Source organism: Pseudoalteromonas ulvae UL12, assembly GCF_014925405.1.
GTDB classification, from domain to species: Bacteria; Pseudomonadota; Gammaproteobacteria; order Enterobacterales; family Alteromonadaceae; genus Pseudoalteromonas; species Pseudoalteromonas ulvae.
Genome location: NZ_AQHJ01000035.1, coordinates 747,981 through 765,596, shown reverse-complemented (window position 1 = coordinate 765,596; position 17,616 = coordinate 747,981). Strand labels below are relative to the sequence as shown.

Here is a 17,616-nt window from a genome sequence, read left to right as displayed (position 1 = left end):
TCTGATTGTCCCTTATTTCTAAAGGAAATTTAAATGGCTAAGCAAACTATTACCGTAATTAAAGGTGACGGCATCGGCCCGAGTATTATTGATTCTGCAATTGAAATTTTAACTGCAGCTGGCTGTGATTTTGACTATGAATTTGTTGATGCTGGTCTGGCTGCATTAGAAAAAACTGGTGAACTTCTACCACAAGACACGTTAGACATCATTGAAAAAAATAAAATTACACTTAAAGGCCCACTAACGACTCCTGTAGGTGAAGGCTTTACTTCTATTAATGTCACTCTTAGAAAACAATTTGGCTTGTACGCCAATGTTCGCCCGGTCAAGTCTTTTGAAGGTACTAAAGCTCGCTACGATAATATCGACATCATCACAGTACGCGAAAACACGCAAGGTATGTATTCTGGATTAGGTCAAGTCGTATCAGAAGATGGTAATGAAGCAGAAGCGATGAGTAAAATCACTCGTAATGGCGCTGAGAAAATCGTAAAGTTTGCTTACGAACTCGCTCGTCGTGAAGGGCGCAAAAAAGTAACTGCAGTACATAAAGCGAATATTTTAAAATCAACTTCAGGTTTGTTCTTAAAAGTAGCACGTGAAGTTGCTGAGCAATACCCTGATATCGAATCAGCAGAAATGATTGTTGATGCAACTTGTATGAAACTGGTTATGACTCCTGAAGAGTTTGATGTCATTGTGACTACCAACCTGTTTGGTGACATCTTATCCGACTTATGTGCCGGTCTAGTCGGTGGCTTAGGTATGGCACCTGGTGCCAACATTGGTGAAAATGCCGCAATTTTTGAAGCTGTCCACGGCAGTGCACCGGATATCGCGGGTAAAAATTTAGCCAATCCAACATCTGTCATTTTAGCTTCTATCCAAATGCTAGAATACCTCGATATGGGTGACACTGCGGAACGTATCCGCTCTGCTGTGGCTGATGTGATTAAATCAGGTGATAGAACCACACGTGATTTAGGTGGCAGTCATGGTACAACTGATTTCACACAAGCTGTTATAGACCGTTTATAATTGTCTTATATAAAAAAACCCACTTCGGTGGGTTTTTTTATACCTAAAATTCATTTCTGTAACTGGCCCGATCTTTCATTAACAACCGCCCTTAAAGATAAACCCTCCTTATTTTAAAGTAAAAATAGATAAATTATGTAAAAATACAATTTAAACCCTTTTATTTAGAATTTTTATTCTTGACCTGACTTTATTTTCGCCCTTGACATCAGAGACAAAAATCAATAAAACTACATCTGTTAATAATTAATTAAAAAATAATTACATGAATTTTAATACTGTTGCTTTAGTTTTACTCGTCGTACTGGTCACTGTGGTGAAACCAGCGGGTTAACTTGAGCAATAAATTTATCTCAAAAAACCCCGCTCAATCAGACGGGGTTTTTTTTTGCATACTACTGAGGAATGAGGATGGAAGAAAATAGCATGTCAGGAGCCGCACTCGTTGTGCGATCCTTAAAAGAGCTTGATGTAAAGTACGTATTTGGTTACCCAGGAGGCTCAGTACTCGATATCTATGATGCGCTGTTCGTGCAAGATGATGTCCAGCATATTTTAGTCCGTCATGAGCAAGCTGCAACGCATATGGCTGATGGATATTCAAGAGCAACGGGTGAAGTGGGTGTCGTCCTCGCAACCTCTGGACCTGGGGCAACAAACTGTGTTACTGGCATTGCGACAGCGTATATGGATTCAATTCCGATGGTGGTTTTAGCAGGGCAAGTGCCTAGTAACTTAATCGGTGATGATGCATTCCAAGAAACAGATATTGTTGGCTGTTCTAGGCCAATCGTTAAACATAGTTTTAACTGCCGTAATGCAGAAGAAATTCCCGCTGTACTCGCAAAAGCGTTTTACATAGCCAAAACTGGCCGTCCAGGTCCCGTGGTCGTAGAACTACCCAAAGATATCCTTAACCCTGCCCTGCTCTTTGATTTTGTTATGCCTGATGATATTGCGCTGAGATCCTACAATCCGAGTAAAAAAGGACACACAAAGCAAATTAAAAAAGCAGTGGCTGCAATCTTATCTGCCAAGAAACTCGTTGTGTATTCTGGCGGAGGGATTATTTTATCTGACACATCAGAACAACTCACTCAATTAGTCGAGTCATTAAATGCCCCCATTACCAATACATTAATGGGTCTTGGGGGAATTTCAGGTGTTCACCCAAACTTTATAGGTATGCTTGGGATGCACGGAAGTCTTGAAGCTAATAAAGCGATGGCAAATGCAGATGTAATTTTGGCTTTAGGCGCACGTTTTGATGATCGTGTCACAAACAATGTGAAGAAATTTTGTCCTAATGCAACCATTGTCCATGTTGATGTCGATCCAACTTCTATCTCTAAGACAATTGCGGCTCATATTCCAGTGGTGGGTGATTTACAAACTGTCTTATCACAATTGCAACATGCCCTTGATACAAGTCCTCTGTCTATTGATAGAGCTGCTCAAGAAGATTGGTGGCGAACAATTAATAACTGGCGTGAGCAGCAATGCCTAAATTACACCAAATCAGAGGGAAAAATAAAACCGCAAACGGTCATTGAAACACTTTACAAAGTCACCAATGGTGAAGCTTATATTAGTTCCGATGTCGGGCAACACCAGATGTTTGCCGCGCAATATTACCCATTTGATAAACCACGACAGTGGATTAATAGTGGTGGCCTTGGCACCATGGGGTTCGGTTTACCTGCTGCGATGGGTGTTAAATTAGCATTTCCCGAAAAAGAATCGGTCTGTGTGACTGGTGATGGTTCGATTCAAATGAATATACAAGAGTTATCGACCTGTATGCAGTATGGTTTGGCCGTAAAGATTATCTCCTTAAACAACCGCTCTTTAGGCATGGTAAGGCAATGGCAAGATATGATTTATTCTGGTCGTCATTCATCCTCCTACATGGAATCACTTCCAGACTTTGTCAAATTAGCAGAAAGTTATGGCCACGTTGGGATCCGCGTTGATCATCCTGATCAGCTTGAGGATGCACTTGCAACGGCCATGGCTATCACTGACAGATTAGTCTTTGTAGATATATGTGTCGACGAAACAGAGCATGTCTACCCTATGCAAATTCGTCTTGGTGCAATTGATGATATGTGGTTGAAAAAAGGAGTAAAAGCATAATGAGACGCGTCTTATCTATTTTATTAGAAAACGAGCCGGGTTCACTCTCTAGGATTGTCGGGTTATTTTCACAGCGGGCTTATAATATCGACAGCTTAACAGTCGGAACCACCGACGATAACTCGCTATCGCGTATCACTATCACAACGGTTGGGGATGATCGCATTATTGAACAAATTACCAAGCAAGTGAATAAGTTAGTTGATGTACTTAAAGTAATCGATCTCACTCAAAGTAATCACATCGAAAAAGAGCTTTTACTTATTAAAGTCCGAGCTGGGGATGAAACAACAAGAGCTGGCGTAACACGCATAGTCGATATCTTTGGTGGCGCAATCCTTGATATGGGGAAAACCTGTTATTCATTACAACTAGTTGGTAGTTCAGAAAAGCTGGCTTCTTTTATTGATACACTTCGAAATGAAACAGAGATAGTTGAAGTCGTCCGCTCCGGTGCAGTTGGAATAATGCGTGGCGATAAAGCCTTACGAGCTTAAACAAATAAAAAAGGGACTCTCGAGTCCCTTTTTTATTTAACTGCTAAACGTATAATTATACGTTAACGCTATCTTTTAAGCCTTTACCTGCTTTAAAAGAAGGGATGTTAGCAGCAGAAATTTGAATTTCAGCGCCAGTTTGTGGGTTACGGCCTGTACGCGCAGCACGGGCTTTCACTGAAAAAGTTCCAAAACCAACTAAAGCAACTGAATTGCCTTCTTTTAGAGAGTTAGAAACAGCACCGGTAAATGCATCAAGAGCACGGCTAGCAGCGGCTTTTGAAATCTCAGCATCTGTGGCGATTTTTTCAACTAATTGAGCTTTGTTCATTTCTAGATTCCTATTCTTTATTATTGTGCCTTCGCAGCCCTTATAGTTATGCATTTTTATAGCATTGGCAACCGCTATTTTCGATTTTTTAGATTTTTAGCTGTGTTTTTTTTACAAAAATGTAAAAATTTACGAACGGCTCTCTCAGCGTTACTAAAAAAGGAGCAAAGTGTATGCAAACAAGCTGAATTCATTGCAATAATAATGTATTTTTAATTCTAGCGGTCGATTTTTTTAGGTAATTTTCAGGCGTTTTATTGATCACCACCAGAATAAAATTCACAAATATGTAACATAGGTACATACTAAACACTGGCGAAAGGAGCATAAAAAATATTGCAATATCAGAAGTCATAATACCAATACATTCAAATGGGTTTAATCATTAGTCGTCTGGGATGACAAAAAGGTTGTAAAGATTACACCTTCCACTGATATTTTTTTAAGTCGACTCTATCGTTACGAAAAATAATCCCCTCTTTTTGTAAACAATTGAGCTGTTTAAGATACTTTTCGGAATCTTTTGCAAAGCTAATCTTTCCTTGGCTGTTGATTATTCGATACCAAGGTAATGTAGAGCCTTCCGGCAGATCTTTTAAACAACGTCCAACAAAACGTGCATATCCGGGTAAACCGGCTAATTTCGCGACCTGACCATAACTCGCAACAGTGCCCGCTGGTACAGCGCCAACCACTGTCCAAATGTGCGCTTGTTTAGATTCCAACTCATTACGTTCTTCTTTTTGTCGAGCCATAATAGTAGTTCTGATTATCGTACTTGATTCGATTAAGGATCACACCCGAAACGGTGGTCTCTGATTGAGTGAGTAATTCAATATCGTGATTAAATTTAGCTAAAGATGTTTTTTGTACATCTACAACCAGCGTTAACCCCCCTACATGCTTGCTAACCATTAGCGCATCACTTACCGACAAAATGGGCGGACACTCCAAAATAATCCGGTCATACTTTTTTTGTAAGGCAGTCAGCAAGTTTTCGAATCGTTTCATAGATAAAAATAACAATGGGTTCATTGGCCTTAATCCCGACGGCAGTACGTCGGCATTGATTTGTTCATTATGAAAGGTACATTGCTCAAAGTTATGCGTTTTAGCCAACAGATTCGTCAAACCGGGTCGATGCCGAGACTCGCCAAGAGCAACCGCAATGGATGGATCGCGTAAATCTGCATCAATAATAATAACGTTTTCTAATTCAGAAAATGACTTGGCTAATTGTAAACACGTCGATGATTTACCTTCGTTCGGCGTAAGGGAAGTCACGGCAATAATTTTTTGATCGCCAAGTTCTTTATCTAATGAGATTTTTGTTCGAATTGAGCGAATTGACTCTTGATAAATTTCAAACTGTTTGCCTGTTCCTATTAAGATTGGCTGACTTTTGTCTTTATTTTTATTACGAATTTTTGGCAGTTCGCCTAACACTTTATAACCATAGTGGTGCGCAATTTGACGGTAACGACGCTGGGCATCGGCAAAAAAATGGATCACTATCACCAAGATAATTGACAATACCATGCCCATCACTAACGAAATGGCTGCAATAAGCGCTTTTTTTGGTTTAATTGGAGACGAAGGTATCATCGCGGGATCGATAACGATGATATCTGTTGAATCATTAATATCTTTTAATAATTCCGTTTCCTTCTGTTTTGAGCTTAAGGATTCTAATAGTTTTAAATTCGCATCCACTGTGCGCTGTAATTTCTTAAATGCTTGCTCTTGCATAATCGCCGATTCAAGCTCAGCGTTTGCATCACGCTGCTTTTCTTCTAATTCGGTAATTTGCAGCGCTAAGTCGACTTTATTCTTAGCCATGGCTTCAATAAAAGCATTCACCTCTATCTCAAGCTGTTTATCTGTTTCACTGATTTTTAAAGCCATTGACTTGTAAACAGGGTGTTTTTCTAAATAACGCAATTTGATTTGTGATAATTGCGCACGCTGCAGCGCTTGTTGTTGAATCAGTTCTTTAATCAGTGGGGAGTTAGCCACTTCATTGATTAATAACAATTGCTCCAAATCATCATTGATCACAGCAACCTTAGTTTCAAAGCGCTCAAGCATGTCACGCTGAGTATTAAGTTCACGGATCTCCCGATAGAGTAACGCAATTTCTTGTTTTGCTATGGCGACACTGCTGCTGATATCAATCACATTGTGTGACTGGCGAAATTGATTTAATTTAGTTTCTTCAACCAAAAGTGCATCTTTCACAGCTTGTATTTTACTGTTAATCCAGTCATCGTTTTTTTCAGTGTGGGGCTGCATTAACTGGGTCTGATATTGCATGAAAGTTTGCGCCACTTGATTGGCAACCGTCGCTGTAAACGCTGCGTCCTGACTTTCAAAACTGATTTCGAGCAAGTTGGTTTTAGTGACCACCTGAATAGATAAGTGGTTTAATAAATCATCGCTGTCCCACTTTAAATGAGACGCAAATTGGTGCAGTTCCGTGGGGACGACTAATGATTCAACAATAGATTCTGCAAATTGAGCAGATTTTAGTAATTTTATCGTTGTATCAAGATCGTCACTGCTCGAAGCCATGCCGGGTACAAGTGACTGCAGAGGGTTGCTGCCTTTTGTGCCCTTTACCATCACTGTGGTGGTCGCTTTATAAATATTGGGCATGCGATCAACAATGCTAAGCCCAATAGCAAAGACCATGCTAGTTACAAGTAAAATAAACCATTTTTTAATCCAAAATAAAGAGATGAGATCAGCTAAATCAATCTCTTCTTCACTTGGTTTAAATGTCCCGGTTACCTGAGTCATCGATTAAAAAAAGCTCTTCTCAATTTTGATCACATCTCCTGGTAAAATAATAGTGTCAGCCTGAGCTAAAAATGTCGCTTTTTGTTGTCCTCGTTGAATTTGCCATTGTGTACGAGACGCCCGATCTTTCAGCCCACCAGATAAAGCGATGACTTGCTCTAAAGTAATATCAGGTTGATAGGTGTAACTCCCCGGGTTGCGCACTTCGCCATAGATGAAAAATGGCCGATAGCTTGATACTCTGATTGATACACTTGGTGACACAAGATAACCATCTTTTAACAGTGCTTCGATATGTGATTTGGCTTGCTGTTGAGTAAACCCAGATAACTGAATACTCCCTAACAAAGGAAAATCAACTTTCCCTTGCTGACTAATTTGACCAGAAAAAGCTAAGTCTGATTCTTGATAAACAGTGATGTTAACTGAATCACCCGCCCCGAGCTGATAAGCCTGATTAAACTCTGACGCTGCAACGTGTCCGATTAATAGAACAAATATTATTAGGATGACATTTGTGTAATTCACCATACATACTCCAAATTGAGATCCCATCTATTTTGTACTTTGTCGGCAAGTAGGTAATTATCTTTAGTTTTCAGTTGATTAAATGATAACTTAGCAATGATATCTTGCAATATTTGCCATTGCCAGCGAAGCTGCCACTGCCAAGAACGGTTCATTCTCGATGTGTTATCTAACTCGATTGTTTGATAATTGATTGTCGCATTTAAACTATGCTGCTGGCTGATCGCTAATTGATAGAAGACTTCCGCGCGTGTCCTCAGCTGTGTCAAAGCCTTTACAGACGTCGCAACCTCGGAGCGCTGTGACGTTAAAAAGCGCAATTGATGAAGTTCATTGATTAACCAATTGTCTTCTAATTGCCAATAAAAACCTTTGCTCTTGGAATCACCGCTTCGCTCGAACCAGCCTGTCACAAGTTTAAATTGGTGAGTACTGCCAAAATCGGTCTTAAAACCAAGCCCCATTTCATAAAGCATGCTATTGAGTGCTAAACGTTGTTCGTTTTGATAAGTTCCATGAAGTAACCAATCTGTATCTTCTGTCAATTGGTGACCATAAAGGCTATTGATATAATTTGTTTGAATATCAGTGAAAATTCCATTTGATTGAGTTTGCTTTCGAGTACTCTGACCCAGATCAAAATTCAAAAACTGAAGTTGCTGTGCTCGTCCTAACGATAATGACAGTTGGGCACTATTAAATGTTTCATCTAAGAAACGACTAGTTAAAAATTCAGCTTGTGAATCGCCATTGATTTTTAGTACATCATGGTGTCGAATGATGAAATCTATCTCTGTGCTCTCACTCAAAAATACATGTAACTGAGGCTCAAACACCACATCGTTATTATTTAACTCACTGTCATAACTGACTTGTCGGCTTGATATCGAAGCAGGCAGATACAGACCATACCCATCAAAAAGTCTTAACGTGTTTAACTGTGCCTGAGCGCTCAATAACGTTGATTGGCGTGGCTGAATTGTTGTGTTGTATAAGTTATCGTTCAGCTCTACTGCTACAGATGTCCTAAACTGATTGATTTCCTTATCCCAAACCACGTTGGCTTGACAAAAATGTGTAGACATTAAAAGCAAACAACTTACAGCAAATAAATACTTCAAAAAAAATACTCGCAGATGTTTTGTTGATTACGCTTAATTACTTGTAATAAAAATGTAATATAAACTATTTATTAATTTGGGACATTATGCGACTAAATGCTCTTATAAAACAAGTTATCAATTCTTATTTTTTCAATCAATTAAGTAGCTTAAAATAATAAAGAAGCCGAAAACTGATTGTGTCCCTATTAAATCATCCAATAAACAGTAAGTTAACAATTAGCCAATTAATAACTTTTGTACTTAAAGGATTTGGCTTAAATACAATCATTGCGCATGTAAATTTTGCAATAACTGCCAAAGCGATGTTGCCACCGCACCGTGTTCGCGATTTTTATTACGAAACACACGGATCTCAACACAGATAGCGTCATCATAATCATCGAGTAACACTTCAAATAAAACGCCCGAATCAAGTAAATGTTGGCAGGCTTTTCGGCTCATCATCGCCCAACCTGCACCGGCAACTACTAATCGAGTCAACATTGCCAGATCATCTGTTTTGATTAACTGAGAGCCTTCGACAATGTTGAGGTGCTCACTGTCAAATTCAAAGTTACTCTCTTTCAAACTCAAGGAACAATATTGTGCCAAATCACGAGAATGAGTCACGAGCCCCTGTACAAACAAACTCGGTGCAGCAACAATAACCAGCTCTAATTGACCAATAGCAAAACTATCGTATTGGCCTGTTGCTTGAAAAATATGAAACCAAGGGCCAATTCCAAGCTCGACAGATTGCTGTTTAACCTGATTAATGGCATTAAATCGACTGCCGCTATTGATCAAAAACTCTGTCGAAGGATACTGATTAAATAACTGCGTCAAACATTGATCGATATTGGCATCAACACAGCCTTCGTCATAACAAATACGATATTTGGCTTCATAACCTTGTGCTAAGCGCTTACCTAATACTCGTAACTGATTAGCATCATTTAATAATGATCGAGCTTGGCGAAAAAACAAAGCACCATGCTCTGTTAGGCAAAGCCGATACTGACTGCGGTCTAACAATAAAAAACCCAGTTCGTTTTCTAGCTTTTGAATAGACATACTCAGTGCAGGTTGTGTTTTGTGTAATATCTCGGCGGCCTTTTTAACACTGCCATAATCAACGACAGCTGCGAGGATCTTAATTTGCTCTAACGTCATAAATAATACTTATACAGATTATAATTTTATATAAATTTAATTTTACACCTTTTCACACTACTATTGCCGCTAAATTAACTATAAGTGAAATAAAAACCTATAGTTGTCATTACACTGTCCGACCTACTTGCTCCAAGGCAACGAAAATGCATATTAAAAAACAGCTTCTACTTCTTTTATTAACCATTTTTATCAGTGCGTGCAAAGATGAGCCTACCACCAGCGCAGCCCCATTGATCCGTCCTGTTAAATTATTTGAAGTTAAAAATCAAAACCAAGAAACGATGCGCAGCTTTCCAGCCGAAGTGGAGGCAAATCAAGGCTCATATTTAGCATTTAGGGTCAATGGAGAGCTAACAACCTTGCCTATTCTAGCAGGACAAGCTGTCGAAAAAGGTCAACTACTAGCAAAACTAGAACCTACTGACTTTTTATTGCAAGTGGATGATAGACAAGCTCGTTATGAACTAGCCGTCTCACAATTAGACCGGACCGCGTCTTTACTAGCTAAAGGGATTGCCAGTCAATCGGAATATGACCAAGCCAAGGCCAATAAACAAGTGGCCGAATCAGCTTTGCGTAAAGCACAAACAGATTACGAATACTCGCAATTAAAAGCGCCTTTCAGTGGCACTATCGCCAAAGTGTTTGTTAAAAATTATGAAAATATTCAGGCCAAGCAAAATATATTACGGCTAGAAACTCGTGATCTAATGGATGTCACAATACAAGTGCCTGAAAAGGTCGTTGCCAGAGTTGATAAAACACAAGACTATCAACCAAAAGTGATTTTTGATGGCTATCCAAACCAAGCTTATGATCTCACCGTCAAAGAATGGGACACGCAAGCAGATCCAAATACATTAACTTACCGGGTCGTATTTTCGTTGCCAGTACCAGACGATTTTAACTTATTGGCCGGTATGACGGGTAATGTCTATATCGACTTAGCGAAAATTACCAAAGGCCAACACGCTTATTTTTTGGTTCCTGTTGAAGCTGTCTTTTCAGAAGTAAACCCAAACACTAAAAAAGTCGAAAATGCTATCTGGCGATATGATCCTACTAGCAACCAAGTGAATAAGGTGATTGTTCAAACCGCTGAATTACATCGCAATGGCATCGAAGTCACTGGTGGATTAAATTTAGGCGACTTCATTGTCAGCGCTGGCGTGCATTCTCTGAATGAAAATCAAACAGTGCGCCCATGGCAACGTGAAAAAGGGCTGTGAGAATGAGCATTGCAAAACTGTCAATTGAGAAATCAGTCATTTCATGGATGCTCACATTACTGTTAGTAATAGGAGGGACTTTCTCGTATTTAGGATTAGGACAACTTGAAGATCCAGAATTTACTTTAAAAAAAGCCATGGTGATCACCGCCTACCCTGGTGCTTCGCCGCAGCAGGTTGAAGAAGAGGTCACCTACCCTATTGAAAATGTCATTCAGCAACTTCCTTATGTTGATTATGTGACTTCAATTTCGTCACCGGGTATGTCGCAGATCTCTGTCGAGATGAAAAGTACATACCGTAAAGAGCAGCTCAGACAAATTTGGGATGAGCTTAGACGTAAAATTAATGATTTATCGCCCTCTCTGCCACAAGGTGTTATGCCATCAAAAGTGATGGATGACTTTGGCGATGTCTACGGTGTGATGTTTGCCATCACAGGTGATGGCTATTCGTATGATGAATTACGAGACTATGCCGACTATTTACGCCGCGAATTAGTACTGGTTGATGGTGTTGGCAAAGTGGTTATGGCTGGAGAACAACAACCACAAGTATTGGTCGAGATATCGACCCATAAATTGGCTAACTTAGGCATCTCTGCCAACCAAATATTCAGTCTATTACAAAACCAAAACACCGTCTCTAATGCTGGGAAAATAAAAGTAGGCAGTGAATCGATTCGCTTACACCCCACCGGAGAGTTTAAGAATGTCAAAGAGTTAGAAAACTTGCTTATCTCGAGCCCCGGCGCATCTGAACTGATTTATTTAGGCGATGTTGCAACCGTTAGCAGAGGGTATGCAGAAGTGCCAACCAATAGAATGCATTATGGTGCGGAGCAAGCGTTAGTCCTCGGCGTGTCATTTAGTAGCGGTGTCAATGTGGTCGAAGTAGGTCAACGATTAGCGGAACACCTTAATCAATTAGAGTACCAACGCCCCCATGGGATGGACGTGCATACTATCTATAACCAACCTGTCGAGGTCGAACAGTCAGTCAATGATTTTATCGTGTCATTACTCGAAGCGGTCGCAATCGTTATTATTGTTTTATTGGTTTTTATGGGTGTGAAAAGTGGTTTGTTGATTGGGCTGATTTTGTTGATCACAGTCCTTGGTACTTTTATATTCATGAAATTATTTGCCATAGACTTACAGCGAATTTCTTTGGGCGCCTTAATCATCGCACTCGGTATGTTGGTCGATAACGCGATAGTCATCACTGAAGGGATCTTAATTGGGATACAAAAAGGACGCACTAGACTGCAAGCCGCTGTTGATATTGTCGAGCAAACAAAGTGGCCACTACTCGGTGCAACGGTAATTGCGATTACGGCATTCGCCCCGATTGGTTTAAGTGCCGATGCAACTGGCGAATTTGCCGGTAGCCTGTTTAGTGTGCTCCTAATTTCATTATTATTAAGCTGGTTCACAGCGATTACATTAACGCCTTTTTTCGCCCATTTATTATTTCGAGATACAGTAACCAGTCAACAATCAGCAGATCCGTACCAAGGGTTTATTTATGATATTTATAAACGTGTGTTACACACGAGTTTACATTATCGTAAAACCACCTTATTGGTTATGTTACTCGCCTTAGTTGTTTCGGTGGTTGGCTTTGGAAAAATCAAACAGTCTTTTTTCCCGGCATCGAATACTCCTATGTTTTATTTGGATTATTGGCGTTTTCAAGGCTCTGATATTCGTCAAACAGAGGCTGACGTAACTAAGATTGAACGATACTTGCTCGATAAACCAGAAGTCGTTGATGTGACGAGCACTATCGGCCAAGGCGCACCGCGCTTTATGCTGACCTACTCGCCAGAAAAATCGTATTCGGCGTATGCACAATTAATCATTCGCGTTCAACATGCCGAGCAACTTGAACCACTGATAGCGGACTTAAGGGCCTATAGCCAAGCGCAGTTATTAGATGCGCAAGTAAAGCTAAAACGCATGGAAATTGGCCCATCAACAGATGCTAAAATTGAAGCGCGCTTTTCTGGCCCCGATCCGATCATCCTCAGAGAATTAGCCGCTCAAGCTAAAGCTGTGTTAGCGAATGATGCGGGGGCTATGAATATCAAAGATGACTGGCGCGCACGCACAAAAGTGATCCGCCCACAATTTAATGAACAAAAAGCACGCCGTTTAGGAATAAGCAAAGCAGATTTAGATCAGCTATTACTGACCAGCTTATCAGGAAAACAGGTCGGTGTTTATCGTGAAGGCACGCAAACCTTACCCATAATCGCGCGCTCGCCGGCGAATGAACGATTACATGTTGATAGTTTGAATGACTTGCAAATTTATAGCCCGGCCCTTCAGGTGTATATTCCAATTAGTCAAATTGTTGATGGGTTTGAAACCCATTCTGAAGACAGTTTAGTGATGCGCCGAGACCGAAAGCGCACCATTACCGTTATGGCCGATCACGATATTCTCGGCAATGAGACGGCCGCAAAATTATTTGCGCGAATCAAAAGCCCAATTGAAGCCATACAGTTACCTCATGGTTACCAACTTGAATGGGGGGGCGAGTTTGAGTCTTCTTCCAAAGCAAAAACAGCTATCTTTGGTTCGTTGCCGCTAGGCTATATCGCAATGTTTGCGATTACGGTTTTATTATTTAATAGCGTTAAAAAGCCACTGGTGATCTGGGCTACTGTGCCACTTGCGATGATTGGTGTGAGCGCTGGTTTATTTGTTACGGCAAGCCCTTTTAGCTTTATGGCGTTACTTGGCTTGCTGAGCTTATCTGGCATGTTAATCAAAAATGGCATTGTGCTAGTTGATCAAATCAATCTAGAGCTCAGCCAAGGCGCCTCTCCTTATCATGCTATTTTTGATTCTGCCGTCTCTCGGGTACGTCCTGTGGCAATGGCTGCCATTACCACTATTTTAGGTATGATCCCGTTATTATTTGATGTGTTTTTCAAATCCATGGCTGTCACTATTATGTTTGGATTAGGTTTTGCGACAATTTTAACCCTAATCGTAGTGCCTGTTTTGTACGCGATGATTTTCAAAATAAAATCAGATGACATTTAGCACAAATTAACCTTTAATCGATTGAACAAATAAGTGAGTCACTGCGACTCACTTATTATTCTATAAAAAATAGACACAGCTTACTCTTATTCGCTTATCAAGCGACCTCGCTTTAACACCCCATCACTTTTAAAACAAACATTCTGGATCTGCTCAGCATTAAAAATGCGCATTACTTATCTTCAACATAGTTTTTAATATCTTCATTTATAAAACGCCCAAAACGTACCATTGGCATAATTTTAGGGATAAAAGGCGAGTTTGATGCCTTCAATGCAGCTATATCATAAATACTTTCAACCACGTGAGAGTAAAAATGCCGTAAAAGAGATGAACTATCCCGCTTTCTGCTCATTCATTCACCTTTAGGTTAATTCCACCTTAAATTATCAATAATTCACTTTTAAAACGCACTAAATCAGCACTTGTTAGATAAATACTTCAAACTGGCTTGTTAATACCTAATCAAAAAAGCAACAAAAATTTAAAAAAACCTTTGCAATTAACGCTTGAGTAACATAGGATTCTCAACTTGAAATATATTGTATACAATATATTTCAAAACACTCTGGGAATAAGGACTCATTATGACAACCAACAATAAGAACAACTTTAGACTTAAAGCCACCGCAGCAGCCATCGCCTGTATGCTCGGTACAATTTCATTGCCATCTGTTGCAAATGACTCATTTAACGGTGTTGTTAAAGGCACGATTAGTACCACTAACAATATCAATGCAGCTGGTGCCACAATAACAGTAAAACACAAAGAAAAAGGCATCACACGGACAGTCACCGCAGATGAAAATGGCCAGTACACACTTAGAAAGCTCCCGATCGGATTATATTCGATGACGATTTCAAAGCCTGGCTTTGAAACCGTTGAAGAGTTTGACTTAGATGTAAAGCTTGGCTCAGCGATTGTGTACAATGGCGTATTGATCAACGAAGGCAGTGATATAGAGCGTATTTCTGTCAATGCCAATGCAATTGCTCGTATCGATACAGCATCGTCAACAGCAGGTGTTGTTGTCACGGACTCTGAACTGGCTTTACTTCCGGTAGAATCAGGTTTTAATAGTGCGGTGTTACTTGCACCTGGTACGAACGCGACCAATGGTGGAAACTTTAACGGCTCTCCATCAATTGGTGGCAGTTCTTCAGCAGAAAACGGTTATTACCTAAACGGATTAAATGTCACCACGCTTAAAACTGGTTTAGGTTCAATTTCGCTACCTTGGGAAGCAATCTCACAAACAGAGGTTCAAACCGGTGGGGTTTCTGCTGAATTTGGCAGCGCAATTGGCGGTATTGTTAATGCCGTATCTAAGTCAGGTTCGAATGATTTTAACTTTGGTGTTGAGGCTCGAATCGATCCTGAATCATTAAACAGCCATCATGATGATCTATTTTATCGTAACGGCGATATTTACTCGAATTCTTCAGATGATGAAGCCACATTCAAACGTTTATCGGTATGGGCTAGCGGCGCGTTAGTTGAAGATCAAGTGTTTGTATATGCCCTTTTCGCACCACAACGTAATGATTACATTGCTGCAGGCAGTAACTCTTTATCTGATGGACGTTCAGAGTCTGATCGTTGGTTTGCCAAATTAGACTGGTTTATTAATGAAAATCATTCGATTGAATTCACTAGCATCAACTTTGAAAATAAAAATACCTACAAAACTTACGATTACGATTGGCAAACAGATGAGCGTGATGGTGAAGGCACCTTAGGTACAACTAAAACCGGTGGTGATGTTTTAGGTCTTAAATACAGTGGTTTAATCAGCGATGATGTATCGATTGAAGTAATTGCAGGGCGTGTAACTGACCAAACCTTTAATACCGCAGCCGATGCCCTGCCTTGGGTTGGCTCTTATTTATATGATGGCTATCGTCAATTATCAAATCATACTTCGTCAACCATCACCGAAAGTGAATTCACTCGTGACCAATTTAGAGCGGATCTCATGTGGAGCTTGGACGACCATTCATTCAAATTTGGTGTGGATTACTACGATACGCATATCGATCATCAATCAACTCAAAATGGTGAAGGCAGCGCACAAGGTTGGTGGTATGTTGAAACAGCAACAGGCTCTGACAAATCTGGTTTAGCTGCTGGGACGCCTTATATTGACCAACGCATTCGTCGTGATTTTTCAGACTCGCATGTTAAGTCGTTATCTTTTTATGCCCAAGATTCATGGCAAGCGACCGATCAGTTAGTGTTAAATCTTGGCGTTCGTTATAGCCAATTTACCAATGAAATGTCCGATGGCCAAAGCTATGTCGACGTTGACAACCAAATTGCTCCACGTCTGCAAGCGATTTATGACTTAAATGGGGATGGAGAAAGTAAATTATTTGCCACATTTGGCCGTTATTTCCAACCTGTTTCAGCCAATATGAATATTGTACAAGGTGGCTCGCGTCGTGATGAGCACTGGTACTACAACACCGATGCACTGGACATCGATGGTCATCCAGTGATCAACGCAGATGGTTCACCCAGCCGTGGTGAGCAAGTGAATTATTTCTTAGCTCAATCGGGTGAAGGTGCGCCGGGCTCTAAAGCCTCAGCAAACTTAAAATCAATGTTCTCAGATGAGTTCACGGCAGGTTATCAAACTGAAGTGTTTGAAGGGGACATGACCTTTGGTGTACGGGGTATTTATCGTGAGCTCAAACGCTCTATTGAAGATGCCGATCTGCAAACCGTCTTGCAAAATTGGTATAAAAAGCAAGGTATTGAATCTAATGGCTGGATTGATGGCTGGATTTTATTTAACCCCGGCAGTGGCTTAGATGTTAATTACGACTTCAACGGCGATGGCAATATCGATCATATTGTGTTGTCTGCTGATGAAGTGGCACAACCTCAATCTGAACGTAAATATGCGGCTCTAGAATTCACCTTAGACGGTGCAGTTAACGATCAAATCAATATAAATGCATCCTATACCTGGTCGCACCTTTGGGGAAATACAGCAGGACTTGTTAATGATGATGATGATCAGGCCGATCCGGGTTGGACTGTATCCTATGACTATGCAGGGCTTCAAGATCATGCTGCGGGTAACTTACCAAGCGATCGCCGCCATGCTTTCAAGTTATTTGGTAGCTACCAAGTAACCGATGATTTAGTGATCGGTTTAAACAGTACACTAATTGACGGTAAGCCAATTAACAAAATGGGGATCCACCCATTTGGGGTCGACTCTTGCGCCGCTGGTATGCCATGGGAATCATGCCCAAGTAATACTGAACGTGGTCATGGTGCTTCGTTTTATGACGAAAATGGCAATCCATCACCACGTGGAACCGCGGGTACAACTGATTGGGTCGCGCAGTTTGACTTATCAGCCAGTTATACATTGGATTTGTTTGAAAATAATCTGGTCTTAAAAGGCACAGTTTACAACCTATTTAATAGTGATACACAAACCACTGTCTATCAAAATGGAACTACGACAAATGATAATGGTGATGTTGTTGCCAATCCTAACTGGGGCATGACCACAGGCCGTCAAGGCGCACGTTATGTTTCTTTAACCGCTCGTTATGAGTTTTAGGGAGTAATTTAACTAAACTTACTGCCTAATTTTGTCTAGTATCGTTTCGAACCATAAGCACGTTAAAACGGTAAAAGTTGGGCAGTGAGTTTGTTTTTGGAGTGTCAGTACTAAAGAAGGGTTACAGGATGTAATGTGT

Annotated in this window: 13 protein-coding genes; 6 read left to right on the top strand and 7 right to left on the bottom strand. The window is 40.4% G+C overall.

What is annotated here, in order from left to right; genetic code table 11:
- Positions 1-33: 33 nt before the first annotated feature.
- The 3 genes from PULV_RS21430 (at position 34) to ilvN (ending at position 3,674) form a co-directional block, all read left to right on the top strand.
- Positions 34-1,041, top strand: coding sequence for an isocitrate dehydrogenase (locus tag PULV_RS21430; protein WP_086743440.1), 1,008 nt, complete (start codon positions 34-36; stop codon positions 1,039-1,041).
- 411 nt (positions 1,042-1,452) lie between these two features.
- Positions 1,453-3,177: an acetolactate synthase 3 large subunit gene (locus PULV_RS21425; protein ID WP_086743441.1), complete on the top strand. Its 1,725-nt coding sequence runs from the start codon at positions 1,453-1,455 to the stop codon at positions 3,175-3,177.
- On the top strand, positions 3,177-3,674 hold the full coding sequence (gene ilvN / locus PULV_RS21420) for an acetolactate synthase small subunit (protein ID WP_193332622.1): 498 nt from the start codon (positions 3,177-3,179) through the stop codon (positions 3,672-3,674). Before PULV_RS21425 ends, ilvN begins: the two co-directional genes overlap by 1 nt.
- 55 nt (positions 3,675-3,729) lie before the next feature.
- On the opposite strand, the gene PULV_RS21415 is transcribed toward ilvN, so the two are convergent.
- The 6 genes from PULV_RS21415 to PULV_RS21390 all read right to left on the bottom strand — a co-directional run bounded on the left by PULV_RS21415 (position 3,730) and on the right by PULV_RS21390 (position 9,608).
- A complete protein-coding gene (locus PULV_RS21415; RefSeq protein ID WP_086743443.1) occupies positions 3,730-4,005 on the bottom strand; it encodes an HU family DNA-binding protein in 276 nt (91 codons plus the stop codon).
- A 419-nt stretch (positions 4,006-4,424) separates the two neighbouring features.
- The gene (locus tag PULV_RS21410; protein WP_086743444.1) at positions 4,425-4,760 is read right to left on the bottom strand and encodes an MGMT family protein; all 336 of its coding nucleotides are present in this window, start codon (positions 4,758-4,760) and stop codon (positions 4,425-4,427) included.
- A complete protein-coding gene (locus PULV_RS21405) occupies positions 4,735-6,804 on the bottom strand; it encodes a GumC family protein (protein WP_086743445.1) in 2,070 nt (689 codons plus the stop codon). The genes PULV_RS21410 and PULV_RS21405 overlap by 26 nt, the downstream gene beginning before the upstream one ends.
- A gap of 3 nt (positions 6,805-6,807) precedes the next feature.
- Positions 6,808-7,335, bottom strand: a complete 528-nt coding sequence (locus PULV_RS21400) for a polysaccharide biosynthesis/export family protein (RefSeq protein ID WP_176365153.1) — start codon at positions 7,333-7,335, stop codon at positions 6,808-6,810.
- Positions 7,329-8,417 carry a hypothetical protein gene (locus tag PULV_RS21395; RefSeq protein WP_086743447.1) on the bottom strand — a complete coding sequence of 363 codons (1,089 nt, stop codon included), beginning with the start codon at positions 8,415-8,417 and terminating at the stop codon, positions 7,329-7,331. Before PULV_RS21395 ends, PULV_RS21400 begins: the two co-directional genes overlap by 7 nt.
- A gap of 303 nt (positions 8,418-8,720) precedes the next feature.
- Positions 8,721-9,608 (bottom strand): LysR family transcriptional regulator, encoded by an 888-nt coding sequence (locus PULV_RS21390; RefSeq protein WP_193332621.1) that lies wholly within the window; start codon positions 9,606-9,608, stop codon positions 8,721-8,723.
- A gap of 146 nt (positions 9,609-9,754) precedes the next feature.
- Between PULV_RS21390 and PULV_RS21385 the strand changes: the two genes are divergently transcribed.
- Both PULV_RS21385 and PULV_RS21380 read left to right on the top strand, forming a co-directional pair.
- Positions 9,755-10,840, top strand: a complete 1,086-nt coding sequence (locus PULV_RS21385; RefSeq protein WP_086743449.1) for an efflux RND transporter periplasmic adaptor subunit — start codon at positions 9,755-9,757, stop codon at positions 10,838-10,840.
- Between the two features lie 2 nt (positions 10,841-10,842).
- Positions 10,843-13,896, top strand: a complete 3,054-nt coding sequence (locus PULV_RS21380) for an efflux RND transporter permease subunit (protein WP_193332620.1) — start codon at positions 10,843-10,845, stop codon at positions 13,894-13,896.
- Positions 13,897-14,068: 172 nt separating this feature from the next.
- Here PULV_RS21380 and PULV_RS21375 read toward each other — a convergent pair whose 3' ends face one another.
- Positions 14,069-14,251 (bottom strand): hypothetical protein, encoded by a 183-nt coding sequence (locus PULV_RS21375; RefSeq protein WP_193332619.1) that lies wholly within the window; start codon positions 14,249-14,251, stop codon positions 14,069-14,071.
- A 232-nt stretch (positions 14,252-14,483) separates the two neighbouring features.
- On the opposite strand from PULV_RS21375, the gene PULV_RS21370 reads away from it, so the two are divergent.
- Positions 14,484-17,477: a TonB-dependent receptor gene (locus PULV_RS21370; protein ID WP_193332618.1), complete on the top strand. Its 2,994-nt coding sequence runs from the start codon at positions 14,484-14,486 to the stop codon at positions 17,475-17,477.
- Positions 17,478-17,616: the final 139 nt, after the last annotated feature.

What these genes read in the sequence shown, in the direction of transcription:
- PULV_RS21430 (WP_086743440.1), top strand. Translation starts at nt 34, where the DNA reads ATGGCTAAGCAAACTATTACCGTAATTAAAGGTGACGGCATCGGCCCG.
- PULV_RS21415 (WP_086743443.1), bottom strand. Translation starts at nt 4,005, where the DNA reads ATGAACAAAGCTCAATTAGTTGAAAAAATCGCCACAGATGCTGAGATT.
- PULV_RS21390 (WP_193332621.1), bottom strand. Translation starts at nt 9,608, where the DNA reads ATGACGTTAGAGCAAATTAAGATCCTCGCAGCTGTCGTTGATTATGGC.
- ilvN (WP_193332622.1), top strand. Translation starts at nt 3,177, where the DNA reads ATGAGACGCGTCTTATCTATTTTATTAGAAAACGAGCCGGGTTCACTC.
- PULV_RS21395 (WP_086743447.1), bottom strand. Translation starts at nt 8,417, where the DNA reads ATGTCTACACATTTTTGTCAAGCCAACGTGGTTTGGGATAAGGAAATC.
- PULV_RS21375 (WP_193332619.1), bottom strand. Translation starts at nt 14,251, where the DNA reads ATGAGCAGAAAGCGGGATAGTTCATCTCTTTTACGGCATTTTTACTCT.
- PULV_RS21385 (WP_086743449.1), top strand. Translation starts at nt 9,755, where the DNA reads ATGCATATTAAAAAACAGCTTCTACTTCTTTTATTAACCATTTTTATC.
- PULV_RS21400 (WP_176365153.1), bottom strand. Translation starts at nt 7,335, where the DNA reads ATGGTGAATTACACAAATGTCATCCTAATAATATTTGTTCTATTAATC.
- PULV_RS21410 (WP_086743444.1), bottom strand. Translation starts at nt 4,760, where the DNA reads ATGGCTCGACAAAAAGAAGAACGTAATGAGTTGGAATCTAAACAAGCG.
- PULV_RS21405 (WP_086743445.1), bottom strand. Translation starts at nt 6,804, where the DNA reads ATGACTCAGGTAACCGGGACATTTAAACCAAGTGAAGAAGAGATTGAT.
- PULV_RS21370 (WP_193332618.1), top strand. Translation starts at nt 14,484, where the DNA reads ATGACAACCAACAATAAGAACAACTTTAGACTTAAAGCCACCGCAGCA.
- PULV_RS21425 (WP_086743441.1), top strand. Translation starts at nt 1,453, where the DNA reads ATGGAAGAAAATAGCATGTCAGGAGCCGCACTCGTTGTGCGATCCTTA.
- PULV_RS21380 (WP_193332620.1), top strand. Translation starts at nt 10,843, where the DNA reads ATGAGCATTGCAAAACTGTCAATTGAGAAATCAGTCATTTCATGGATG.